Origin of the sequence: Cellulomonas sp. SG140 (assembly GCF_025770785.1) — a bacterium.
Classification (GTDB): Bacteria; Actinomycetota; Actinomycetes; order Actinomycetales; family Cellulomonadaceae; genus Cellulomonas.
Genome location: NZ_JANZLA010000001.1, coordinates 632,957 through 655,844 on the forward strand (window position 1 = coordinate 632,957; position 22,888 = coordinate 655,844).

Consider the following 22,888-nt stretch of genomic DNA (forward strand, 5'->3'; position numbering starts at 1 on the left):
CTCGACGGGTGCGCGGGTGTCCGGCGGGGTGGTGCCGACCTCGGCGTCGCCGGGGACGTCCTTCTTCTTCGGCGGCGTCATCGCAGCAGACCCGTCATGTGGGAGGTGGGGGTGGCCGCCAGGGCGGCGCGCTCGGCGGCGGCGGCCGCCTCCTTGCGGTCCACGCCGAGCGGGGAGTTCTGGATCTGCTCGTGCAGCGCGAGGATCGCGTGGATCAGCATCTCCGGGCGGGGCGGGCAGCCGGGCAGGTAGATGTCCACCGGGACGATGTGGTCGACGCCCTGCACGATCGCGTAGTTGTTGAACATGCCGCCCGACGAGGCGCACACGCCCATCGACAGCACCCACTTCGGCTCGGGCATCTGGTCGTAGACCTGCCGCACCACCGGCGCCATCTTCTGGCTGACCCGGCCGGCGACGATCATCAGGTCCGACTGCCGCGGCGAGGCCCGGAACACCTCCATGCCGAACCGCGAGATGTCGAACCGCGGACCGCCGGTCGCCATCATCTCGATCGCGCAGCAGGCCAGGCCGAACGTCACCGGCCACAGCGACGCCTTGCGGAAGTAGCCGACGAGCGTCTCGACGGACGTCAGCAGGAACCCCTGGGGTGCGCCCTCCTCCAGACCCATCTCAGGCCTCCCTTCCCATCGTCGTCGTCGTGCGCGTGCCTGCCGTGCCTGCCGGGGCGGGGGTCAGTCCCACTCGAACCCGCCCCGCCGCCACTCGTAGACGAACGGCACCGTGATCAGCGCGAGGAACCCGAGCATCGCGATCAGCCCGAACATCGCGAGCTCGGTGAACGTCACGGCCCACGGGTAGAGGAAGACCACCTCGATGTCGAAGATGATGAACGTCATCGCGACCAGGTAGTACTTCACCGGGAACCGGCCGCCGCCGACGGCGTGCGGGGTGGGCTGGATGCCGCACTCGTAGGCCTCGAGCTTGGCGCGGTTGTACCGCTTGGGGCCCAGGATCGCGGAGGCTCCGACGCCGCCGAGCGCCATGACGGCGGCGATCGCCATCATCCACAGCAGCGGGACGTAGGGGTTGTTCATCGGTGAGCCCTCCTCGACCGGGGCCGTACGTGATGCCGTGCGGGATGTGCGGAAAGACGGTGGTTCATGCTGCCGGGGCCATCCTCGCCAGCCCGGCGATGACGCGGTCCACCACGTCGCCGCCGTGCGGCTCGTAGCAGTCCGAGAGCAGCTTGAGCGTGAAGCGCATGACGAGCGGCCGGGGCAGACCGTAACGCGTGCAGACGCGCATGACCTCGGGGTGCTCGATCAGCCGGACGAACGTACGCCCCAGCGTGTAGTACCCGCCGAGGTCGTCCTTCATGCGGGACTGGTAGGAGGCGAGCGCGCGCTCGCGCCCGGCGGCGGAGCCCCGGGCGAGCCCCTGCGCGATCGCGTCGGCCGCCACCCGGCCCGCCTGCAGGCCGTACGCGATGCCCTCGCCGTTGAACGGGCTCACCATCCCCGCGGCGTCGCCGGCCAGCAGCACGCCGTTGCCGTACAGCGGACCGCGGTTGAAGCCCATCGGCAGGGCGGCGCCACGCACGGGACCGAGCTGGTTCTCGGGGGTGAACCCCCACTCGGGCGGGGTGTTGGCCATCCAGGTGGCGAACAGCGCCTTGTAGTCGACCTTGGTGGCGGCGTTCGTGGAGCTGACCGAGCCGAGGCCGACGTTCACGGTCCCGTCGCCGAGGGCGAAGATCCAGCCGTAGCCGGGCATCAGGTTGCTCGTGCCGGGTTCGCCGTCCCACAGCTCGAGGTGGGACTCCATCCACGGGTCGTCGTGGCGGGGGGAACGGAAGTAGGTGCGGACGGCCACCCCCATGGGGCGGTCCGGTCGGGTGGTGCGCCCCAGCGCGGTGGCCAGGCGGGACGAGACGCCGTCGGCGGCGACGACCACCGGCGCGCGGTACGTGGTCTCGCTGCCGTCCGCGGTACGGGCGCTGACGCCGACGACGCGGCCGGTCCGCTCGTCGTGCACCGGGCCCGTCACGCGCGTGCCCTCGAGGACCTTGGCACCGGCAGCGCGGGCGTGGTCGACCAGCAGCGCGTCGAGGCTGGTGCGCGCCTTGGCGAGGCCGTAGGACGGGTAGCTGGACAGCTCCGGCCACGGCAGCTCGATCGTGTGACCGCCGCCGTGCACGCGCAGGCCGCGGTTGCGGATCCAGCCGTCCTGCTCGCGCAGCGGCACGCCCATGCGGACCAGCTCCGCGACGGCGCGGGGGGTCAGCCCGTCGCCGCAGACCTTGTCGCGGGGGAACGTCGCCTTGTCCAGGAGCAGCACGTCGAGGCCTGCGGAGGCGGCCCAGAAGGCCGTCGAGGACCCTGCGGGACCGGCGCCGACGACGACGACGTCCGCGTCATCGTGTGCTGCGTCCACCACGAAGTCCCCATCTTGTGACGATGTTCACGTGCGACCCCCGGCGAGTGTAACCAGCGCCTCTGGGCATGTCTGCGAAGGCTTGGCTTACTTGAGGGTCTGGAGCGGGACGGTGGTCCCGGTTACCCCTCTTTACCTGCGATGACGCGGTGCGGGGGTGGCCGGCCTCGAGGCTCCGTCCACGACTGGAAGGGTCACGATGCGTCCTCCGGCCGCGTGGCCCGGTGCAGCGCCACGATGCCCCCCGAGAGGTTGCGGTACGCCACCTTCGACCATCCGGCCCGCTTGATCTGCCGGCCCAGGGCCGCCTGGTCCGGCCACGCCTGGATCGTGTCCGCCAGGTACGTGTAGGCGTCGGACTCCTTGGCGACGGCCGCCGCGACCCTGGGCAGCGCCCGGACCAGGTACTGCGTGTAGACCGCCCGGAACACCGGGTTGGTTGGGCGGCTGAACTCGCAGACCACCAGGCGGCCCCCCGGCCGGGTGACCCGCAGCAGCTCCGCGAGCGCCGTGTCGACGTCCGGGACGTTGCGCAGCCCGAACGACATCGTCACCGCGTCGAAGGAGCCGTCCGCGAACGGCAGGGCCAGCGCGTCCCCGTTGACGAACGCCAGGTCGGGACGGCGGCGGCGCCCCTCGGTCAGCATGCCGAGCGACAGGTCGCACGCCACCACGCGCACCCCGCGGTCGGCGAGCGGCTCGGCCGACGTGCCGGTGCCGGTGGCCAGGTCGAGCACCGTGTCGCCGCGCTGCGCCCCGACGGCGTCGAGGGTGGCGCGCCGCCACAGCCGGTCCTGACCCATCGAGAGCACGTCGTTGGTCAGGTCGTAGCGGTGCGCGACGGCGTCGAACATCGCCGCGACGTCGTGGGTCTGCTTGTCCAGGCTGGCACGGGGCATGGAGACATCGTCGCAGGTCCGGCTGACGGGACCGGCGGCGTGGGGCGTGGCGGTCGTGCCCCGACGTGGGAGCCGGGCCCCCGTGCGCGGGTGCGGTGCGCCAGCACCTACGCTGACGGGCGATGAGCATCACGTCCTCGGCGCCGTCCGCGCCGTCCCTCCCGCTGGTGGTGCGGACCGTCCCGCTCGACGACCTGGCGCAGCCACCCGGGCTCGGGGCGCCGTCCGCCGCCGGCGACCTCGCCGATCGTGCGGCCGACCTGCTGGCTCTGCTACCCACCCAGGCCCCTCTCGCGTGGGTGCGGCGCGGCGACGGGCTGGTCGCGTGGGGCGAGGCGATGCGAGTGGAGGTGCACGGGCCGGACCGGTTCGCCGACGCCGAGCGCGCCTGGCACCAGGTGCTCGCGCACGCCGTGGTGCGCGACGAGGTGCGGCTGCCGGGGACCGGTCCGGTGGCGTTCGGCTCGTTCGCCTTCGACGACGACTCCCCCGCCGGCGGCGTGGTCGTGGTGCCGCAGGTGGTGGTCGGGCGACGGGACGGCCGGGCATGGCTGACGACGCTGACGACCGGCGGCCATCTCGGCGCGGCGCCGCGGCTGGCCGACGTCGCGGCGGACGGCGCCGGTGAGCAGCCGCGGTCGCCGGGGGCGGTGACGTACGCCGAGGGCGCGGTGCCGGCGCAGCAGTGGCCGGACGTCGTCAGCGCCGGTGTCGCCGCGATCCGCGCCGGCGAGGTGGACAAGGTGGTGCTGGCGCGGGACGTCGAGGCGACCGCCGAGGAGCCGGTGGACGTGCGCTGGCTGCTGCAGCGGCTGGCGCGGCGCTACACGTCGTGCTGGACGTTCAGCGTGGACGGCATGGTGGGGGCGACGCCCGAGCTGCTGGTGCGCTCCGACCAGGGGCTGGTCACCTCCCGCGTGCTGGCCGGGACCATCCGGCGCACCGGGGACGACGCAGCCGACATGGCCCGCGCGGCGATCCTCGCGCACTCCTCGAAGGACCTCGAGGAGCACGAGTACGCGGTCGCCTCGGTGGCCCGGGCGCTGGCGCCGTTCTGCTCGTCCAGCAACGTGCCGGACGTGCCCTTCGTGCTGTCGCTGCCGAACGTGCTGCACCTCGCCTCCGACGTGACCGGCGTGCTCGCGACGCCGACCGACGGACGTCCGCACCCCTCGTCGCTCGCACTGGCGGCGGCGCTGCACCCGACGGCCGCGGTGTGCGGCACGCCCACGCAGGCGGCGGGAGCGCTCATCCGGCGCATCGAGGGGATGGACCGGGGTCGGTACGCCGGGCCGGTCGGGTGGTTCGGTGCCGACGGCGACGGCGAGTGGGGCATCGCGCTGCGGTCCGGGCGGGTGGACCCGGACGACCCGCGGCGGGTGCGGCTGTTCGCCGGGTGCGGTGTGGTCGCGGCGTCCGACCCGGCGGCAGAGCTCGCCGAGTCGGAGGCGAAGCTGGTGCCGATGCGCTGGGCGCTCGGCTCGGACTGACCACGGCAGGGCGGACGAGGATCCGACGACGACGGGCCGGCCCCGGGTGCTGAACCCCGGGACCGGCCCGTCCGTGGTGCTGACGAGCGTCAGCCCTGGTTGGGGCTGCTCCCGCCGGTGCCGCCGCCCTGCTGCTGCAGCCACTGCCACAGCTGCTCGGGGCTGAGGTTGCCCGGGGCGGTCGAGCCGTTGGACCGGTTCGATCCGTTGGAGCCGTTCGAACCCGAGCCGGAGCCGTTCTGGGTGGCGGTCTCCTGCTTGGTGGCCAGGGTGACCTTGACGTCCATCGCCTTGCCGTTACGGACCACCGTCAGGGTGGCCTGCTGACCGGAGGTCATCGCCCGCACGAAGGCCGTCAGCGACTCGGCGCCGCCGGTCGGGTTGTTGTCGATGGCGACGATCACGTCACCGTTCTGGATGCCGGCGTTCGCAGCCGGGGAGCCGGAGCTGACCGACTGGACCGCGGCACCACGGCGGGTGACCCCGTCGGCCGTGGCCGTGCCGTCCTTGAGGCTGACCCCCAGGAAAGCGTGCTTGGCGGAGCCGGAGTCGATCAGCTGCGCCGCGATGTTCTTCATCAGGTTCACCGGGATGGCGAAGCCCAGACCGATCGAGCCGGACTGGCTCGACGTGGTGGCGATGGACGAGGTGATGCCGATCACCTGGCCCTGGGCGTCGAACAGCGGTCCGCCGGAGTTGCCGGGGTTGATCGCGGCGTCGATCTGGATGGCGTTGGTCACCACCGGCTGCCCGCCCGACTCGGACGTGGACACCGGGCGGTCGACGGCGGACACGATGCCCGTGGTGACGGTGTTGGCCAGGCCGAGCGGGTTGCCGACCGCCATCACCGCCTGGCCGACCGCCACCTTGTCGGAGTCGCCGAACTGGGCGACGGTCAGGTCGTTCGGCGCGTTCTTCAGCTGCACGACGGCCAGGTCGGTGGTCGGGTCCGTGCCGACGATGGTCGCCTCGAACAGCCGGCCGTCGTCGAGCGTCACCTGGACGGTGTTGTTCTGGGCTCCGGAGACGACGTGGTCGTTGGTGAGCACGTGCGCCTTGGAGTCGATGATCACGCCCGACCCCTCGGCCTGACCCGACGCGGTGGTGACGGAGATGGCCACCACGGACGAGTGCACCGCCTGCACCACGGCCGGCCAGTTCGGGTTCTGGGAGCTCGAGCCGGACACCGGCACGGAGCTCGAGCCCGAGTGCCCGATGGTCGCCAGCGACGCCGGGTGCGATCCGCCCGCCGTGCTGCGCGAACCGCCCCGCGATGCCACGGCGACCGCGCCGATGGCGAGGAGCAGCACCACGACCAGCGTCGCGACCAGCGGCAGCCAGCGCCGTCGCGCCGCGCTGCCGCGGGGGGCGTTCGGGTCGACCTCGGCCGCCTCGGCCGTGCCGGTCGGCTGACCCGGACCGGCGTACGGGTCGAAGCCGGCGTACGGCTGGCCGGTGCCCTGCGACGGGTAGGGCTGACCGGGGTACGTCTGACCCGGGTACGCCTGACCCGGGTAGGACTGACCCGGGTAGGACTGACCGCCGTAGGGCTGTCCGGGCGCCTGGCCCGGGTACGGCTGGGCGCCGTACGGCTGGGCGTAGGGCCGACCCGCGACGGGCGGGTACGGCTGCTGGCCGGGCTGTGCGGGGCCGCCGTACGGCTGCTGGCCCGGCTGGCCGGGGTACGGGGTGCCGTAGCTGCGGATCGGGTAGCTGTGGCCGGCCTGCGGCGGCACCGGCGCCTGCGACGCCGTGGGCTGCTGCGCCGTGGGCGCCGTGGGCGGCTGCGCCGAGGTGGGCAGCGGCTGCGTGGGGTGCTCGACGGGCAGCGCCTGGGTGTCCGCGGCCTGCGGGTGCTCCGGCTGGGCCGTCGGCTCCTCGCCTGCGTCGGCCGTCCCCTGCGGTCCCTGGTCCGCCGGCGGCTGCTGCGCGCCCTCGGGGCGGTCGGTCCCGTCGGGTCCGGGCGAATCAGTGGTGGTCATGGGTCCCCTCCTTGTCACGACCATGAGACGTCCTCGCGCTGGAGAGAGCCTCCACCGAACCTGGGAATCCGCTGCGAGTTCGGCATGTGTCCGGCGACGATCCTGCCGCACGGCGCCCACAGCTCAGCTGGAGAGCAGCTCCCGGACGGCCTCGGCCACCTCGGCGGCGATGCGCTCGCCGAGCTCCCGACGGCCGGCGCGGTCCACCCGCACCTCCACGACGCTGAGCCCGGTCCCGGGCGCCGCCAGCGCCGGGAGCAGGCCGTCCAGGTCGTTCACCCGCGTGTGCCGCACCCCGTACCCGGCGCACAGCGCCGCGAGATCGGCGCCGTGCGGCGTGCCGAACACGCGCTCGAACACGGCCGCATGGGCGGGCGCGCCCGGCTCCAGCGTGCTGAACACCGAGCCGCCGTCGTCGTTCGCGACGACGACCTGCAGGTCCAGCGGCGGCTCTCCGGGTCCCCGGAGCAGCCCGCCGACGTCGTGCAGGAACGTCAGGTCGCCCACGTACGCGCGCACGCGGCGCGCGGGCAGGGCGAGCGCGGTCCCCGCGGCGGTGGAGAGGATGCCGTCGATGCCCGCGAGCCCCCGGTTGGCCAGCACGAGCGGGGCCGTCTCCCAGCGCGCGACCAGGTCGAGGTCGCGCACGGGGTTGGACGAGCCCGCCACCAGCACGTCCGCAGGCGAGCTCGCGGCGGCGACCGCCCGGGCCACCGCGGGACCGCTCAGCCGGGCCGACGAACGACCTCGCCGGCCCGCCGTCGGCCCGTCCTCCACCCCGAGGAGCCGGTCGAGCACCGCGAGTGCCGCCTCGTCGGCCGCGCGCCAGGCGTCCCACCACCCCTGGGGGGCGCCGGAGCGACGCCATCGCACCGGGACCTCGGGCAGCACGGCCGCGGCGTTGCGGGCGGCGTCCGGCCAGGGCGCCCCGCGCGGGGCGATGACGGCCACCTCGACGTCCGGGTCGGCCAGCAGCCGCTGCACCGGCCGCGACAGCGTCGGCCGGCCGAGCACCACCACGCGGCGGACCTCGCCACCGAGTCGGTCGTCGCCCAGCAGCAGGCGGTAGGTCGTCAGTGCCCGCGAACCGGCGCGGGCGCCGGACGACGGCTCGGCGAGCAACGGCCAGCCGGCGGCCTCCGCGAGCTGGCGTGCGGCCGGGCCGGCGCCGTCACCGGCGACGACGACGGTCGGCACCGGGCCACGCGAACGCCGGCGGCGGGCGGCAGCGGGGTCGACGACGGCCGGGATGGCTGCGGTCAGCGCGGGGAGCGGGGCACCGGCCGCCGCGGACCACCCGCCGACGGGCTCGACGACGCTGAGCCCCGCGGTGGACGGCGTCGGCCAGCCCTCGTCGTCGGGCGACGGCACCAGGGGCTCCCGGAACGCGAGGTCGAGGTGCACCGGCCCCGGGGTGCCGGTGCGGGCGCCCGTCGCGGCGGCGACGGCCCTGGCCGCGAGCGCCCGCAGGTCGCGGTCCTCGTCGGGACGCCCGGTCGGGGCGGGGACGTCCGCCGCCAGCCGCACGGCCGAGCCGAACATGCCCGGCTGCTCGGTGGTCTGGTTCGCCCCGGTGCCGCGCAGCTCGTGCGGGCGGTCGGCCGTCAGCAGCAGCAGCGGGACGCCGGCGTGGTGCGCTTCGAGGACGGCCGGGTGCAGGTTCGCGACGGCGGTTCCGGACGTGGTGACCACGGCCACCGGCCGGGCCATCGCCGGACGGCCCTCACCGGGTCCCGTCGGCACGTCGCTCCACGGAGAGGCCTTGGCCAGCCCGAGGGCGAGGAACGCGGCGTCCCGCTCGTCGACCCGCACGTGCAGGCGCAGCGCCGGGGCGTGCTGCGGCCGCTCGTCGTCCGGCAGCGCCGCTGCCGCCAGCGCGAAGGCCAGCGGTGCGCTCCGGGAGCCCGGTGCCAGCACGACGTCGCGCACGCCGAGCGCCGCGAGCGCCTGGACCAGCACGCGGGCGGCGAGGGTCGACGGGGTGGTCGACGGGGTGGTCACGGCCGCCATCATGCCCGAGGAGCGCGAACCGCTCCTGCCACGCGCGCGACCCGCTCCCGCCACCGGGCCTCGAGGTCGGGCCCGGCCGCGGCGGCCGTGAGCAGGTCCGCCTCGGGCAGCGGCCGGCGCACGTCGATCGCCCCGGCTCGCGGCAGCAGCGGTTCCGTGACCAGGTCGTGGGTCAGCAGCGCCGCCGTCGCCAGGCCGCAGGCGTACGGCAGCTCCGGCAGGGCCGCCGCGAGCGCGAGGCCGGCGGCGAGCCCGACGGAGGACTCCAGCGCGGAGGACACCACCACCGGCAGGTGCAGCTGCTCGGCCAGCCGCAGGCAGGCGCGCACGCCGCCGAGCGGCTGCACCTTGAGCACCACCACGTCCGCGGCGTGCCGACGGGCCACCTCGAGGGGGTCGGCCGCCCGACGCACGGACTCGTCGGCCGCCACGGGCACGTCGGTGCGGCGGCGCAGCGCCGCGAGCTCGTCGACGGTCCGCACCGGCTGCTCGGCGTACTGCAGGCCGCCGGCGGCGCGGTCGAGCGCGGTCAGCCGAGCGGCGGCGGTGTCGACGTCCCAGGCGGTGTTCGCGTCCACCCGGATGGCCCCGTCCGGTCCCAGCGCGTCGCGGACGGCCTCGAGCCGGGCCTCGTCGTCGGCCGGGGACTGCCCCGGCTCGGCGACCTTCACCTTGGCGGTCGTGCAGCCGCCGGACTCCCGGACGATGCGGTGGGCGGTGGCCGCGTCCACCGCCGGGACGGTGACGTTCACCGGGATGCGGTCCCGCAGCGGTGCCGGCCAGCCCTCGTCGGCGGCCTCCCGGGCCGCGAGCCACCAGCGACGCGACTCGTCGTCGTCGTAGTCCCAGAAGGGGCTGAACTCTCCCCAGCCCGCATCGCCGCGCACCAGGGTGCCGTCCCGGGACGTCAGCCCCCGGAACCGGGTGCGCATCGGGACGGACCAGACGACGAGGTCTCCGGGGACGGGCACGTCTGCCACCTTAGGCACCCGGCCCCGAGCCTAAGGTGACGGGCGTGACCCCCGCCGTCGCCCTGCAGCCCCTGACGCCCGAGCCCGCCGCCGTCTCGGCCACCTTCGACCCGTCCCGCTGGCGCAGCGTGGCGGGCTTCGAGCAGCTGACCGACCTCACGTACCACCGCGGGGTCGCACGCCAGGCCGACGGCCAGCGGGACCTGCCGGTGGTGCGCGTGGCGTTCCACCGGCCCGAGGTGCGCAACGCGTTCCGCCCGCACACCGTCGACGAGCTGTACGCGGTGCTGGACCACGCGCGGATGACGTCCGACGTCGGCACGGTGCTGCTGACCGGCAACGGGCCGAGCCCCAAGGACGGCGGCTGGGCGTTCTGCTCCGGCGGTGACCAGCGCGTGCGCGGGCGGGACGGGTACCGGTACGCGGCCGGCGAGACCGCCCAGACCGTGGACCCCGCGCGGGCCGGGCGGCTGCACATCCTCGAGGTGCAGCGCCTGATCCGCACGATGCCCAAGGTGGTGGTCGCCCTGGTCAACGGCTGGGCGGCCGGTGGCGGGCACTCGCTGCACGTGGTGGCCGACCTGACCATCGCCAGCCGCGAGCACGCCCGGTTCATGCAGACGGATGCGAACGTCGGCTCGTTCGACGCCGGCTACGGCTCGGCGCTCCTCGCCCGGCAGGTCGGGCAGAAGCGTGCGCGGGAGATCTTCTTCCTCGCCCGGGAGTACTCCGCGCAGCAGGCCTACGAGTGGGGTGCGGTGAACGATGTCGTCGCGCACGACGACATCGAGGCGGCCGGTCTGGAGTACGCGCGGATCATCGCCACCAAGTCGCCGCAGGCGATCCGGATGCTCAAGTTCGCGTTCAACCTGGCCGACGACGGGCTGGCCGGTCAGCAGGTGTTCGCCGGTGAGGCGACCCGGCTGGCGTACGGCAGCGACGAGGCCGTCGAGGGGCGCGACGCCTTCCTGCAGCACCGCGACCCCGACTGGTCCCGGTTCCCGTACGCGTTCTGACCGGGACGTCGCCGGTCGCCGAGCCGACTCCCGCGGGGCTCAGCGCCGCGCCGCCGTGCGCGCCGCCAGGTGCTCGGCGAACGTGACTCGGCCGTACGGCGTACCCGGCACGAGCCCCGCACCGGACCGGTAGCCGGCGAACGTCTTCCCGGGCAGCACGAAGGGCAGCACGGGACGACGACCGCCCGCCGCGCCGCGCCACAGCCGCGCCAGTTCCGGCACCGTCCGCTGCTCCGGGCCACCGATGTCCGGGACCCGCCCGGCCGGCCCGTCGGATGCCAGCTCCACGAGCCGGTCCGCCACCTCCTCGACCGCGATCGGCTGCACGGTGAACGCCGGGGCGACGACGACGGGCAGCGCGCGCTGTGCGGTGAACAGGGCCTCCACGAAGCCGTGGAACTGCGTGGCCCGCAGGACGGTGAACGGCACCCCGGACTCGCGCACCAGCCGCTCGATCACCACCTTGTCCCGGTAGTAGGCCAGCGGGATGCCGTCGATACCCACGATCGAGATCAGCACCAGGTGCCGCACGTGCGCGTCGGCCGCCGCCCTCAGCAGCGTCCGGGCCGCCTCGACGTCACCCTTCCCGCGCGGGGCGGTCGCCAGGTGCACCACGGTGTCGACCCCGGCGAGCGCCCGGTCCAGTCCGGCGCCGGTGACCAGGTCGCCGGTCGTCAGCCCGGGGCCGGTGCGCCGGCTGAGGGCGCGGACGTCGTGCCCGGCTGCGCGCAGCCGGAGGACGGTGGGGGTGCCGAGCGTGCCGGTCGCGCCGGTGACCAGGGTGGTCGTCATGGGTGTGCTCCTCTCGTCACCCCTCACGACCAGGCAGCGCGCCGATCCGTGACAGCTGCCGCTCGGCGTGGGCGAGCTTGTCCGGGTTCAGCACCAGATCCAGTGCCGACACCCGGCCGTCGCGCGCCTGCAGCACCAGCACGGCCCGGAGGTTCGTGCCGTCGGTGAAGGCCGCCGCCGGCACGCCGTTGACCTCGACGAGCACCCGCTGCAGCCCGGCGGCGAAGCGGTCCACCACGCCGGTGACGTAGCGGGACACCTTCTCGCGGCCCTCCACCGGACGGCGGCCGGCGCTGACGACCCCACCCCCGTCGGCACGCGCGACGACGTCCTCGCTGAGCAGCGCCTCGAGCGCGGCCAGGTCGCCACCGCGGGACGCGTCGAGGAACGTCTCGACCAGCTCGCGCAGGCGAGCGGGATCCGCCTCGCGCGGCGGCGCACCCGCGCCCGCGCCGGAGACGCGGCGCCGGGCCCGCGCGTGCAGCTGGCGCACGTTGGCCTCCGACGTGCCGATCAGCTCCGCGACCTCGGCCGCGCTGTAGGCGAAGGCCTCCCGGAGCACGTAGGCCGCCCGCTCCGGCGGGGACAGCCGCTCGAGCACCATGAGCAGGGCGAAGGACACGCTGTCCCGCTGCTCGGCGTGGTCGAGCGGCCCGAGCTCCGTGCCGGCCGGACCGGTCAGCACCGGCTCGGGCAGCCACGGGCCCACGTAGACCTCACGGCGAGCCCGGGCCGACGTCAGCGCCGTCAGGCAGAGGTTGGTGACGGTCCGGGCGAGGTAGGCCGCCGGGGTCTGCACCGCCGACCGGTCCGCCGCCTGCCAGCGCAGCCAGGCGTCCTGCAGCACGTCGTCGGCGTCGGCGGCCGATCCCAGCATCCGGTAGGCGATGCCGAACAACCGACCGCGCTGTGCCTCGAACTCCTCCAGCGCCCCGTCGCCGGCCACGGCCCCGACCCGGCTCAGCCCGCGGTGACCGACCCGTTGGTCGGCACCATCTCGACCCAGGTGTTCCCCGGGGCGAGGGACACCGGCTGGCCGTCCGCGCCGGTCAGCTTGAGGACGTCCGGCTTGGCGCCCTTGGTCCACGTCGCCTTGACGGTCTTGCCACCGGTCGCGACGAGCGCATCGCCGGACCCCGTCAGCACCGTCTCCGGCACGGGGTTGCCGGCCGGGTCCTTGGTTCCGGTGTCCACCAGCGTCACGCGCAGCACCACCACGTTGGTGGCCGCCAGGCGTGCACCGGACCGCACCACCGCCGGCGTGCCGCCCTCGGACCGCAGCCACGTGCCGCTGCCGGCGTCCCAGGTCCACGACGGCTGCGAGTAGCCGCTCATCGTGATCTTGACGGCGGCGGCCGGCGTCCCCCCCACCACGGCGGATGCGGAGGCGGCCTGCCGGGCGATCACGAACTGGGGTGCCGGGGGCGCCTGGTGCTGCGCGTCGGCGTTGGACCACCACGTCGACGGGGTGCCGTACACGTTGTGCGGTGCGGGCGCCACGCCGGCCTTGCGGGCGAAACCGGGTGCGCCCCGGTCCTGCGAGAAGAGCTGCAGCCCGGCGTCCGACAGCATCTGCACGAAGCCCGGCTGACCGCCGGAGAACGCGATGAGGCCGTGCATCGGCGCGAGGATCGTCGAGTCCATCGGCCGCACCGAGCGCACCGGGCCCACCTCGGCCGGCACCTGCGAGTCGAACACCGCGGCGAAGCGGGTGATGCCGCCCTCCACGACCTCCTCCCAGACCATGTCGGCCTGGTCGAGACCGGTCTGCGGCCGGGCCTCGCGCGAGTTCTCGATCTTGACCGCGAGCGCCGGCCGGTTCGCCACGGTGCCGGCGACACCGGTCAGCGGCCAGCGTGCCGGCACGGCGGCCGTGGGGGCCGCCTGCTTCTGCACGGCGACGCTGGGTCCGACGGTGACGTCCCCCGCCGTGGTCCGTGACGGGCCCGGGCCGCCGTTGGAGCAGGCGGCCAGGGCCGCCAGCACGGCGACGGTCGAGGCCGCCGCGAGCAGCCGGGGCAACGTGCCGGTGCGCCGCTCGAGCGGGCGTGCGGCGTCACCGCTCCGGACGGGCACGGCGTGGACGGCGTCAGGCACGGCAGCTCCTCGGGACGGGACGGCCGACACTCTACGGTGGACGACCGCCCCGGCGGGTCGGTCCGCCGTCGCGTCGCACCAGGTTTCCGCCGACGGGGTGGCCGCGGGGGCGGACCTACAGTGGCGGCATGTCCCGAGCCGTCCGCGTGCTGCCCGCGCGGGCGGACGTCCTGGTGGGAGCGCTGCGGGCGGCGCTCGAGGAGTCCGGCCCCGCGGTCCTGCCGGTCGCCGAAGGCTCGCACGGCGGCAGCTTCGACCACGGCGGGTCCGACGACGGCGGGTCCGGCGACAGCCGACCGGACGACAGCGAGGACGCACGTCCCGACGGCCGGCTGCCGGCCGACGGCGTGCCCGACGACGTCGTCCTGGTGGTGCGGACGTCCGGCTCCACCGGCGCCCCGCGCGGCGTGCTGCTCTCGGCGGCGGCTCTGCGCGCCTCGGCGGACGCGACCGCCGAGCGGCTCGCGGGCCCGGGTCGCTGGCTGCTCGCGCTGCCGGTCGACCACATCGCCGGCCTGCAGGTCCTGGTGCGCTCGGTGCTCGCGGGGACCGGACCGACCGTCCTGCCGCCGGGCCCCTTCCGCGCCGACCGCTTCACCTCCGCCGTGACGGCCGCCGTCGGCACGGCCCCCGGCGGCCCCTGGTACACGTCGCTGGTCCCCACGCAGCTGGTGCGCCTGCTGGACGACGCGGCCGGGACCGCGGCGCTGCGCCGGTTCGACGCCGTGCTGGTCGGCGGCGCGGCCACCGCCGGCAGCCTGCTGGACCGCGCGCGCGACGCCGGCGTGCGGGTGGTGACGACCTACGGCATGACCGAGACCTGTGGCGGCTGCGTGTACGACGGCCGACCGCTGGAGGGTGTGGACGTCCGGCTGGACGCGACCGGGCGGGTGTGGCTGGCCGGTCCCGTGCTGGCCGTCGGCTACCGCGGCCGGCCCGACCTGGACGCCGAGACGTTCACGGTGGACGACAGCGGCCGGCGGTGGCTGCGCACCGGCGACCTCGGCCGGCTCGCAGGCGGCGTGCTCACCGTGACGGGCCGTGCCGACGACGTGCTGGTCACCGGGGGTGTGAACGTGGCGCCCGGTCCGGTGGAGGACCTGCTGACCGGGCTGCCGGGCATCCGCGAGGCCTGCGTCGTCGGGGTGCCCGACGCCGAGTGGGGACAGGCCGTCGTCGCCGTCCTGGTCGTCGGGCCGGAGGGGCCCCCACCGCTCGCCGACCTACGACGGCACGTGGCCGACCGGCTCGGCGCGGCGGCTGCGCCCCGGCGGGTGGTCGTCGTCCCCGCCCTGCCGCTGCGGGGGCCGGGGAAGCCCGACCGCCGGGCCGCCGCCGCGCTGGCTGCGACCTCGGCGGGGGCCGAGGGCCGCACGGACCCGCACTGACCGACCCGACGGACCCCGACCGGCCCGACAGGGACGCCCCGGGCGGCACCGTAGGCTCGGCGCATGGCCACCTGGACGGAATGGGTCGCCGGCGCGCGCCCACGCACGCTGCCCGCGGCGGTCGCACCGGTGCTCGTCGGCACCGGGGCCGCAGCGCAGAGCCACTCCGCCTCGCTGGTGCGCGCGCTGCTGGCGGCAGGCGTCGCGCTCGCGCTCCAGGTGGGCGTCAACTACGCCAACGACTACTCCGACGGCGTGCGGGGCACGGACGTCGACCGGGTGGGACCGATGCGGCTGACCGCCTCCGGAGCGGCGCGGCCGGGACACGTGAAGCTGGCGGCCTTCGGGGCGTTCGGCGTCGCCGGGGTGCTCGGTCTGGCACTCGTCGCCCTGAGCGGTCACTGGTGGCTGCTGGCCGTCGGCGTGCTGTGCGTGCTCGCCGCCTGGGGCTACACCGGTGGGCGGCGGCCGTACGGCTACCGGGGTCTCGGCGAGGTCGGCGTGTTCGTCTTCTTCGGCCTGGTGGCCACGCTGGGCACCACGTACACGCAGGCCGACGGGCTGACCTGGCCCTCGTGGCTCGGCGCGGTCGGCGTCGGGCTGCTGGCGTGCGCGCTGCTGATGGTGAACAACCTGCGGGACATCCCCACCGACGCCGTGTCCGGCAAGCGGACGCTGGCCGTGCGGCTGGGTGACCACCGTGCCCGACGCGCGTACGCCCTGCTGGTGATGCTGCCGGTGCTGCTCGGGGCGGGCTGCGCGTTCGCCTCCGGCTGGGCGCTGATGGTGCTGGCCCTGTTCCCGGCCGCCGTCGCGCTCGCGGTCACCGTGCTGGTCGGCGCGCGCGGACGCGCGCTGGTGCCGGTGCTGGCCGGCACCGGGCTGCTGCAGCTCGGCTACGGCATGCTGCTGGGGCTCGCGCTGGCGCTCTGAGCGCTGCCGGGCCCGGCACGTCGGTCCCCGTCGGCCGGCCGCTCGGCGGCGCCCTCCTCGGGGGCGGCGGCGTCACCGGCCGCGTCGCCGGACGCCGCGTCACCGATCACCTCGTCGCCCATCACCCCGTCGCCGAGCGCCGCGTCCACAGCTGCGTCCTCCACGTCCGCGTCCTCGCGTGCGTGCGGCGACAGGACGGGCCGCCCGGCGTGCGCGGCACGCACCGCGGCGCGCTCGGCGAGGTACCGAGCCGCGGCGTCACGCGGGCCGCCGAGCGCCACGTAGGACAGCCCCCACGCGACGAACGCCGCGACCAGCAGTGCCGCGAGCGGGTGCAGACCCGCCCAGGTCAGCAGGAGCCAGCTGACCACCAGGAGGGCGACGCGCAGGACGGAGTAGACGACGACGGGCACGGATCCAGCGTAGGTGGCGCTACTTGAGGCCGGAGTACGAGTGCAGGCCCGAGACGAAGAGGTTCACCAGCGTGAAGTTGGCGATCACCACCGCGTACCCGGCGAACACCAGGTACGCCGCCCGCCGGCCGTTCCAGCCGCGGGTGGTGCGGGCGTGCAGGTAGGCGGCGTACACCACCCAGGCGACGAAGGTGCCGATCTCCTTGGGGTCCCAGTTCCAGTACCGGCCCCAGGCGTGCTCGGCCCAGATCGCGCCGCCGATCAGGGTGAACGTCCACAGCACGAAGCCGACGGCGTTCAGCCGGAAGGACAGCGCCTCGAGGTTGCGCGGACCCGGCACCTGCTTCAGCCAGGCGAACCGGGGACCCGTGACGCGCCAGCCGGCCAGCGGCCGGCGCAGCCCGTCCGCCGCACCCCACGAGCCGGCCAGGTGCGAGCGGCCCTCCTCGCGGGCCGCCGAGAGGAGCTGCAGGGCGGAGGCGGCGAAGGCGACGGTGAACACGCCGGTCGCGGAGATCGCCACGCCGACGTGGATCACCAGCCAGTAGCTCTGCAGCGCCGGCTGCACCGCCTCGGCCTTGACGTAGAACAGCAGCAGGTCGGCGGCGAGCGCCAGCACCGTGATGCCCATCACCACGACACCGACGAACGCGATCACGCGCCGCCGCTGCACCAGGCTCAGCACCACGGCGGCGACCAGGACGCCGACCAGCGTGAACTCGTACATGTTCGCCGTCGGCCAGCGGCCGGCGGCCACGCCGCGCATCACGATGCCGGCGATGAGCAGGGCCGTGCCGAGGTAGGTCGTCGAGCGGGCGATGCCCTCGCTGCGTGCCGACCGTCCCTCGGGACCGTCGGCGGCGCCGTCGGTCGACGCCGTCACGCGGTTGTCGTCGGGGCCGCCCGCGGCCACCGCCGCGGGGCGCGCCGCCGTGGTCGTCGCACCGCTGACCAGCCCGGCCGCACCGACGGCGACAGGCGCACCGGCCGCGACGGCGACGCCCGCCGGGACCGCACGAGCGCGGGCCGCCGAGGTCCGGCGCTGACCGGCCCGCCGCTGCCCCGCCTCGACGATGCCCGCCAGGTCCACCGTGTAGGCGATCCAGGCGATGGTGAAGGCGGTCGTCGCCGCCCACACCAGCAGCGTGCTCAGGTCCCCGGTCGTCATGGCGTGTCCTCTCCGAGCGTCGCGGCGAGCACGCGGTCCAGCTCCGGCTGCAGCCCGATGTCGTCACCCCGGGCGAGACCCGCGGCGCTGACCACTGTAGTAGGACCTTGGTCCCGCGCAGCACGCAGCCAGATGCGACGTCGGGGTGCGAACAGGGAGGCTGCGAGGCCCGCGAGCGCCAGGAGGGCGAACGTCAGCACGAAGGCCAGCGCCGGGTCGTGCCGCAGGTCGAGCGCGACGTACCGCGGCAGGCCGTTGAACGTGAACGAGCCCAGGCCGTCGGGCAGCTGCACCGTCTGACCCGGGTGCACGTACAGCGTCACGGGCTTCCCCGAGGCGTCCACCGACTGCGTCATGCGGCTCTGGTCGAGCATGTACACGTTCTGCGGCACCCCGGTGTCCAGGCCGAGGTTGCCCGACCAGACGGACAGCACCAGCACCGGGTCGTCCGACTGGGGGCTGACCGACCGCCACACCCCGCTGGCGACCTCCTTGCCGGTCGGCAGCAGGAACCCGACCAGGCCGATCTGCTTCTGCCCGCCGGACACGTCAGGCACCTTGATCACGCCGCGCGAGGTGTAGACGGTGTCCTGCGGCAGGAAGGGCACCGGCCCTGCGAAGGCCACCGAGCCGGACGCGTCCTTCACCGTGACGTCCGGCGCGTAGCCGTTGCCCATCAGGTACACGTTGGCGCCGCCGACCATCAGCGGGTGGTTGACCTTGATGGTGCTGGCCGACGAGCCGCCGCCCGGCGCCGTCACGGTGACGTGCGCGGTGAAGTCGCGCGCGGCGTCCGTCTCCGGGTCGAACCGCGCGTCCAGCTGGTCCAGCTTCAGGGTGAACGGCACCAGCGACGACGACGAGTAGAACCGCCCGTGCTCGAAGGGCGAGTACGCCACCTCGGCGTTGGCGAACCCGTGGCCCTGCACCACCAGCACCTGGCCGCGGTAGTGCAGCACCTGGCCGGTCGCCACCGAGACGAGCAGCCCGACGAGGGCGAGGTGGAACAGCAGGTTGCCCGTCTCGCGCAGGTAGCCGCGCTCGGCGGACACCGACCACGTGCCGGCCCCCTCGTCGTGCACGTCCACCCGGTACGCCGGCCAGAACGGGAGCCACCGGCCGCGGCGCAGGACCCGCGCGGCGCGCTCGACCACGACCTCCGGCTCGTCGTCGCTCGAGCCAGCGCCCTGTGCCGGGAACCGGGTCAGCCGGCGCGGGGTCCGCGGCGGCCGGCCCCGCAGCGCGGCGGCGTGGGCCCGCACCCGCGGCAGGATGCAGCCGACCAGCGAGATGAACAGCAGCAGGTAGATCGCCGAGAACCACACCGACGTGTAGGTGTCGAACATCCCGACGCGGTCGAGGAACGGCCCGAGCGCCGGGTGGTTGGTGAGGAAGGCGGCGACCTTCTCCGGGCTCTGCGCGCGCTGCGGGATCAGCGTGCCGGGCACGGCCGCCACCGCGAGCAGGACCAGGAGCAGCAGCGCCACGCGCATGCTGGTCAGCTGCCGCCACGCCCAGCGCAGCCAGCCGACCGGACCCAGCGTCGGGAGGGTCGGCGCCGACGCCTCCCTCGGCTCCGCGGCGCCGTCCTGCGAGGGCAGCACCGGCTCGGCCGAGTCCGCGTCGTGCTCCGGCACGAACGTGTCGTGCAGACCTTCCGGCCGGTACCCGCTCATCGCCACCTCTCGTCCGCCCCTGCCCGAACCTGCTCGAGCCTGCCCGAACCTGCTCGAACCCTGCCTCGCGCACCTGTGCGGTGCGCCTGACCGTGCCCCACCGTGCCTCAGACCACCGGCACGAACCCGTTCGTCCCGGTCAGCAGGCCCTGCAGCCAGCCCGCCCACGTGCTCCACACACCGGTGACCATCGCCAGACCCAGCACCACCAGCAGCCCACCGCCGATGCGGGTCACCGCGACCCGGTGCCGGCGCACCAGCGCCATCGCCCGGCTCATCCGCTCCACGCCCAGCGCGACCAGGAGGAACGGCAGGCCCAGCCCCGCGCAGAACACCGCCGCCAGCACCGCGCCACGCGCGGCCGAGCCGTCGCCGAGGGACAGGGCGAGGATCGCCGCGAGCGTCGGGCCGATGCACGGCGTCCAGCCCAGGCCGAACGTCAGGCCCAGGATCGGCGCGGCCCAGACGCCGGCCCGCGGAGCGAGGTGCATCCGCCGCTCCTGCTGCAGGAACGGCACGAAGCCCAAGAAGGCGAGACCGAGCAGCGCGACGACGACGCCGAGCACGCGCGAGATCGGCCCCTGCCAGTGCAGCAGCGCCGCACCGACCGTGCCGGCCAGCGCACCGAAGGCGACGAACACCACGGTGAACCCCGCGACGAACAGCCCGACGCCGGCCAGCAGCCGCCGCCGACCGGCCCGCGCTTGCGCCCGCTCGTCGGCCCGCTCGTCGACGGTGGCCGAGAGCGCACCGCCGGCACCGGGCACGGCCGGCGCACCGGCGAGCAGAGCCGTCGGCCGCGCCGTCACCCCGAGGGCGCTGCCGAGGTAGCCGAGGTACCCCGGCACCAGCGGCAGGACGCACGGCGACGCGAAGCTCACCACGCCCGCCAGCAGCGCCACCGGCACCGCCAGCAGCAGCGACCCGCTGGCGACCGCCTGCCCGAACGCGTCGCCGATGCCGGCGGCCACGCTCATCCCGCCGCCCCGGCGGTCGTCGAGGCGCTCGACCCCGAGGTGGCGCCGGACGTGGCCGTGGACCCGCCCGGCTCCGCCAGCAGCGCGTCGACCAGCGTGCGCAGCGTCGAGGGGTCGGCCAGCCCCAGGATGCGGGCCGCCACCTTCCCCTGCCGGTCGAGCAGCACGGTGGTCGGCACCGCGTTCACCGGCACCACGCCCTGCAGCGCCGCGATCGCCGAACCGCCGGTGTCCTGGATCGTCGGGTACGGGACGGAGAACTGGCGGACGAAGGCGTCGGCCGCGCCGGCGGCGTCGGTGCCGTTGATCCCCAGCACCTTCAGCCCCTTGGCGGCGTCCTCGTTCGCGAGCGCGACGAGGGTCGGTGCCTCGGCACGGCACGGCGGGCAGGCCGCGTACCAGGTGTTCAGCAGCACGACGTCTCCCCGCCACGCGCTCACGTCCTGCGCGGCGCCCGTGAAGTCCGTGCCGGACAGCGTCACCGGGCCCTTGCGCTGGCCGACCGGCCAGGTCGTGGTGCTGCCGTCGCCGGACTGGTAGCCCTGGTCCACCACGTCGGACGGACGGCTCGCGGGACGTGCCGCTCCCCCGCACGCCGCGGTGCCCAGGACGACGGCCAGCCCGAGGGCGGCCGCCAGGGGCGCCCGCCACCGGCGCCCGTGCAGCCGCGCCATCACGCCCCCGCCACCGTGGACGCACCGGCCAGCAGCGCCGCCGCCGGCTCGCAGTACCCGATGCCGATCAGCGTGTCGCCCTCGAACCGCAACGAGGTCAACGAGCCGAGGGCGCACTGCCGTCGGCGGGGGTCGTGCCACAGGTGCCGGCCCTCGAGCGCCATCCGGGTGATCCAGATCGGCAGCTGGTGGCTGACCAGCACCGCCTCGTGCCCGCGGGCGGCCGCCCGCGCATCGGCGACCGCCGCGAGCATCCGCTCCACCTGCTGGGTGTACGGCTCCCCCCACGAGGGGCGGAACGGGTTGCGCAGGTAGGGCCAGTGCCGGACGTGCCGCAGCGACCCGTCGCCGACGCCGAACGTCATGCCCTGGAAGTGGTTCTCCGCCTCGAGCAGGCGCGCGTCGCTGCCGATCGGAAGCCCGAACGCCGCGGCGACCGGCGCCGCCGTCTCCTGTGCGCGTTGCAGCGGGGAGGCGATCACCACCGTCACGTCGCGCCGCACGCCGCCGGCCTCGAGCGCGGGGTCGGCGTCGGGCCCGCTGCCCGCCTCGACACCGGCCAGGTAGTCGGCCACCACCTGGGCCATCCGCGCACCGGCCTCGGACAGGCGGTAGCCCGGCAGGCGGCCGTACAGAACCCCCTCGGGGTTGTGCACCTCGCCGTGGCGCAGCAGATGGACCGTGGTCGCGACCATGGGCCCAGTGTCGCAGCCCGCGCTGGGGGTGGTGCGCGGCGTCAGCGCTCGGGCGTCTCCCGCAGCCGGTGCTCGACGACGGCCATCGCCTCTCCGAGCGCGGCGAGCTGCTCGTCGCTCAGCACGTCGACCAGGTGCGCCCGGACGCTCTCCACGTGGCCCGGTGCTGCCTCCACCAGCCGCTGGAACCCGGTGTCGGTCAGCGCGCACTCCACGCCGCGCAGGTCGGACGCGCACGCCCGCCGCTGCACCAGGCCGGCTGCCTCCATCCGTGCGATGGTGTGGGTGAGGCGGCTGCGGGAGTGGCCGATCCCGCTCGCGAGCTCGGACATCCGCATCCGGCGGTCCGGCGCCTCCGACAGCCGTACCAGCACCTCGTACTCGTGCAGAGAGAAGCCGCTCTCGTCCTCGAGCTCGCGGCCCAGCGCCTCCATCAGCAGGGCGACGCCGTTGCGGAACGCGCGCCAGTGCCGCTGCTGCTCCGCCGACAGCCAGCGTGTGGCCCGTTCGGTCTGCTCGCTGCTCGACGTCACCGTCCTGCTCCTGTCCTGTGCTGCCTGCCCATCGGGGTCCACCTGTCGGTGCGCCCCTTGCATCCGACGTTCGAGTGTAGTAGAAAGTTCAACGAATCAGTTGACTGTTCAACCAACCGGCCGGAGACGGCCACGGAGGACTCCCATGACCACCACCGCCATCCCGCAGGGTCTCGCCACCGGCACCTGGACCATCGACCCGTCGCACAGCGAGGCCAGCTTCACCGTCCGCCACGCCGGCATCTCCAAGGTTCGCGGCACCGTCGCGATCGTGTCCGGTGAGATCGTGCTCGGCGACTCCCTGGCCGAGTCGCGCGTGACGGCCACGCTGGACCCGAGCACGGTCAGCACCGGCGACGCGAACCGCGACGGCCACCTGAAGAGCGGCGACTTCTTCGACGTGGAGAAGTTCGGCCAGTGGACCTTCGTCTCCACCGAGATCCGCCAGGCCGGCGGCAGCACCTACGAGATCGCCGGCGACCTGACCATCCACGGCGTGACGCAGCGCGTCGAGCTCGCCACCGAGTTCAACGGCACCGCGACGGACCCCTTCGGCAACCTCCGGGCCGGCGGCGAGGCGACCACCACCATCTCCCGCAAGGACTTCGGCCTCACCTGGAACGCGGCCCTCGAGGCCGGCGGTGTGCTGGTGGCCGACAAGGTGCGCATCGACCTCGACGTGTCGGTGATCAAGCAGGCCTGAGCCTCGGCTCGCCCCCGCGCCCGGGGTCCTGCCCCGGCGCCACGACCCGGCCCGGTCCGCCACGTGCGGGCCGG

General features: G+C 75.0%; 22 protein-coding genes. 5 read left to right on the forward strand and 17 right to left on the reverse strand.

The features are described from left to right. Positions 1–77: 77 nt before the first annotated feature. From N0B34_RS02995 to N0B34_RS03010, 4 genes are all read right to left on the reverse strand, one after another. Positions 78–632 (reverse strand): NuoB/complex I 20 kDa subunit family protein, encoded by a 555-nt coding sequence (locus N0B34_RS02995; protein WP_263729743.1) that lies wholly within the window; start codon positions 630–632, stop codon positions 78–80. A 63-nt stretch (positions 633–695) separates the two neighbouring features. After that, entirely contained in the window at positions 696–1,058 is a 363-nt protein-coding gene (locus N0B34_RS03000; RefSeq protein WP_263729744.1) for an NADH-quinone oxidoreductase subunit A, read from the reverse strand. Positions 1,059–1,122: 64 nt separating this feature from the next. Then, complete coding sequence (locus N0B34_RS03005) at positions 1,123–2,397, reverse strand: geranylgeranyl reductase family protein (RefSeq protein ID WP_263729745.1); 1,275 nt, start codon at positions 2,395–2,397, stop codon at positions 1,123–1,125. Positions 2,398–2,591: 194 nt separating this feature from the next. Further along, positions 2,592–3,296 carry a demethylmenaquinone methyltransferase gene (locus N0B34_RS03010; RefSeq protein WP_263729746.1) on the reverse strand — a complete coding sequence of 235 codons (705 nt, stop codon included), beginning with the start codon at positions 3,294–3,296 and terminating at the stop codon, positions 2,592–2,594. A gap of 122 nt (positions 3,297–3,418) precedes the next feature. Between N0B34_RS03010 and N0B34_RS03015 the strand changes: the two genes are divergently transcribed. After that, the gene (locus tag N0B34_RS03015; protein ID WP_263729747.1) at positions 3,419–4,786 is read left to right on the forward strand and encodes an isochorismate synthase MenF; all 1,368 of its coding nucleotides are present in this window, start codon (positions 3,419–3,421) and stop codon (positions 4,784–4,786) included. Positions 4,787–4,875: 89 nt separating this feature from the next. Here N0B34_RS03015 and N0B34_RS03020 read toward each other — a convergent pair whose 3' ends face one another. The 3 genes from N0B34_RS03020 to N0B34_RS03030 all read right to left on the reverse strand — a co-directional run bounded on the left by N0B34_RS03020 (position 4,876) and on the right by N0B34_RS03030 (position 9,749). Beyond that, positions 4,876–6,768, reverse strand: coding sequence for a S1C family serine protease (locus tag N0B34_RS03020; RefSeq protein ID WP_263729748.1), 1,893 nt, complete (start codon positions 6,766–6,768; stop codon positions 4,876–4,878). Between the two features lie 123 nt (positions 6,769–6,891). Next, positions 6,892–8,781 (reverse strand): 2-succinyl-5-enolpyruvyl-6-hydroxy-3-cyclohexene-1-carboxylic-acid synthase, encoded by a 1,890-nt coding sequence (gene menD, locus N0B34_RS03025; RefSeq protein WP_412175689.1) that lies wholly within the window; start codon positions 8,779–8,781, stop codon positions 6,892–6,894. Next, positions 8,778–9,749 carry an o-succinylbenzoate synthase gene (locus N0B34_RS03030; RefSeq protein ID WP_263729750.1) on the reverse strand — a complete coding sequence of 324 codons (972 nt, stop codon included), beginning with the start codon at positions 9,747–9,749 and terminating at the stop codon, positions 8,778–8,780. The genes menD and N0B34_RS03030 overlap by 4 nt, the downstream gene beginning before the upstream one ends. 44 nt (positions 9,750–9,793) lie before the next feature. Here N0B34_RS03030 and N0B34_RS03035 point away from each other — a divergent pair, with 44 nt between their 5' ends. Further along, positions 9,794–10,765 (forward strand): 1,4-dihydroxy-2-naphthoyl-CoA synthase, encoded by a 972-nt coding sequence (locus N0B34_RS03035; protein ID WP_263729751.1) that lies wholly within the window; start codon positions 9,794–9,796, stop codon positions 10,763–10,765. A gap of 39 nt (positions 10,766–10,804) precedes the next feature. Here the strand turns inward: N0B34_RS03035 and N0B34_RS03040 are convergent, their stop codons facing one another. Genes N0B34_RS03040 through N0B34_RS03050 form a run of 3 tightly spaced genes read right to left on the reverse strand, consistent with a single transcriptional unit; the run spans position 10,805 to position 13,654 of the window. Continuing rightward, positions 10,805–11,557 (reverse strand): SDR family oxidoreductase, encoded by a 753-nt coding sequence (locus N0B34_RS03040; RefSeq protein ID WP_263729752.1) that lies wholly within the window; start codon positions 11,555–11,557, stop codon positions 10,805–10,807. A 16-nt stretch (positions 11,558–11,573) separates the two neighbouring features. Beyond that, a complete protein-coding gene (gene sigJ / locus N0B34_RS03045; RefSeq protein WP_263729753.1) occupies positions 11,574–12,503 on the reverse strand; it encodes an RNA polymerase sigma factor SigJ in 930 nt (309 codons plus the stop codon). Between the two features lie 14 nt (positions 12,504–12,517). Next, the gene (locus tag N0B34_RS03050) at positions 12,518–13,654 is read right to left on the reverse strand and encodes a DUF3048 domain-containing protein (protein WP_263729754.1); all 1,137 of its coding nucleotides are present in this window, start codon (positions 13,652–13,654) and stop codon (positions 12,518–12,520) included. Between the two features lie 128 nt (positions 13,655–13,782). Between N0B34_RS03050 and menE the strand changes: the two genes are divergently transcribed. Together menE and N0B34_RS03060 are read left to right on the forward strand one after the other, a co-directional pair. Further along, positions 13,783–15,042, forward strand: a complete 1,260-nt coding sequence (gene menE / locus N0B34_RS03055) for an o-succinylbenzoate--CoA ligase (RefSeq protein WP_263729755.1) — start codon at positions 13,783–13,785, stop codon at positions 15,040–15,042. 63 nt (positions 15,043–15,105) lie between these two features. Next, positions 15,106–15,975, forward strand: a complete 870-nt coding sequence (locus tag N0B34_RS03060) for a 1,4-dihydroxy-2-naphthoate polyprenyltransferase (RefSeq protein WP_263729756.1) — start codon at positions 15,106–15,108, stop codon at positions 15,973–15,975. Here N0B34_RS03060 and N0B34_RS03065 read toward each other — a convergent pair. The 7 genes from N0B34_RS03065 to N0B34_RS03095 form a co-directional block, all read right to left on the reverse strand. Beyond that, entirely contained in the window at positions 15,939–16,388 is a 450-nt protein-coding gene (locus N0B34_RS03065; protein ID WP_263729757.1) for a DUF4229 domain-containing protein, read from the reverse strand. The two genes, N0B34_RS03060 and N0B34_RS03065, sit on opposite strands and share 37 nt — an antisense overlap. 19 nt (positions 16,389–16,407) lie before the next feature. Continuing rightward, positions 16,408–17,556, reverse strand: coding sequence for a c-type cytochrome biogenesis protein CcsB (ccsB, locus tag N0B34_RS03070; protein ID WP_263729758.1), 1,149 nt, complete (start codon positions 17,554–17,556; stop codon positions 16,408–16,410). Beyond that, positions 17,553–19,232, reverse strand: a complete 1,680-nt coding sequence (locus tag N0B34_RS03075) for a cytochrome c biogenesis protein ResB (protein WP_263729759.1) — start codon at positions 19,230–19,232, stop codon at positions 17,553–17,555. The genes ccsB and N0B34_RS03075 overlap by 4 nt, the downstream gene beginning before the upstream one ends. A 107-nt stretch (positions 19,233–19,339) precedes the next feature. Next, a complete protein-coding gene (locus tag N0B34_RS03080) occupies positions 19,340–20,209 on the reverse strand; it encodes a cytochrome c biogenesis CcdA family protein (RefSeq protein WP_318529956.1) in 870 nt (289 codons plus the stop codon). Continuing rightward, positions 20,206–20,883, reverse strand: a complete 678-nt coding sequence (locus tag N0B34_RS03085) for a TlpA family protein disulfide reductase (RefSeq protein WP_263729760.1) — start codon at positions 20,881–20,883, stop codon at positions 20,206–20,208. The genes N0B34_RS03080 and N0B34_RS03085 overlap by 4 nt, the downstream gene beginning before the upstream one ends. After that, on the reverse strand, positions 20,883–21,578 hold the full coding sequence (locus N0B34_RS03090; RefSeq protein ID WP_263729761.1) for a histidine phosphatase family protein: 696 nt from the start codon (positions 21,576–21,578) through the stop codon (positions 20,883–20,885). The genes N0B34_RS03085 and N0B34_RS03090 overlap by 1 nt, the downstream gene beginning before the upstream one ends. 41 nt (positions 21,579–21,619) lie before the next feature. Then, positions 21,620–22,111, reverse strand: coding sequence for a MarR family winged helix-turn-helix transcriptional regulator (locus tag N0B34_RS03095; RefSeq protein WP_263729762.1), 492 nt, complete (start codon positions 22,109–22,111; stop codon positions 21,620–21,622). 145 nt (positions 22,112–22,256) lie between these two features. Here N0B34_RS03095 and N0B34_RS03100 point away from each other — a divergent pair, with 145 nt between their 5' ends. Next, positions 22,257–22,814, forward strand: coding sequence for a YceI family protein (locus tag N0B34_RS03100; protein WP_263729763.1), 558 nt, complete (start codon positions 22,257–22,259; stop codon positions 22,812–22,814). Positions 22,815–22,888: the final 74 nt, after the last annotated feature.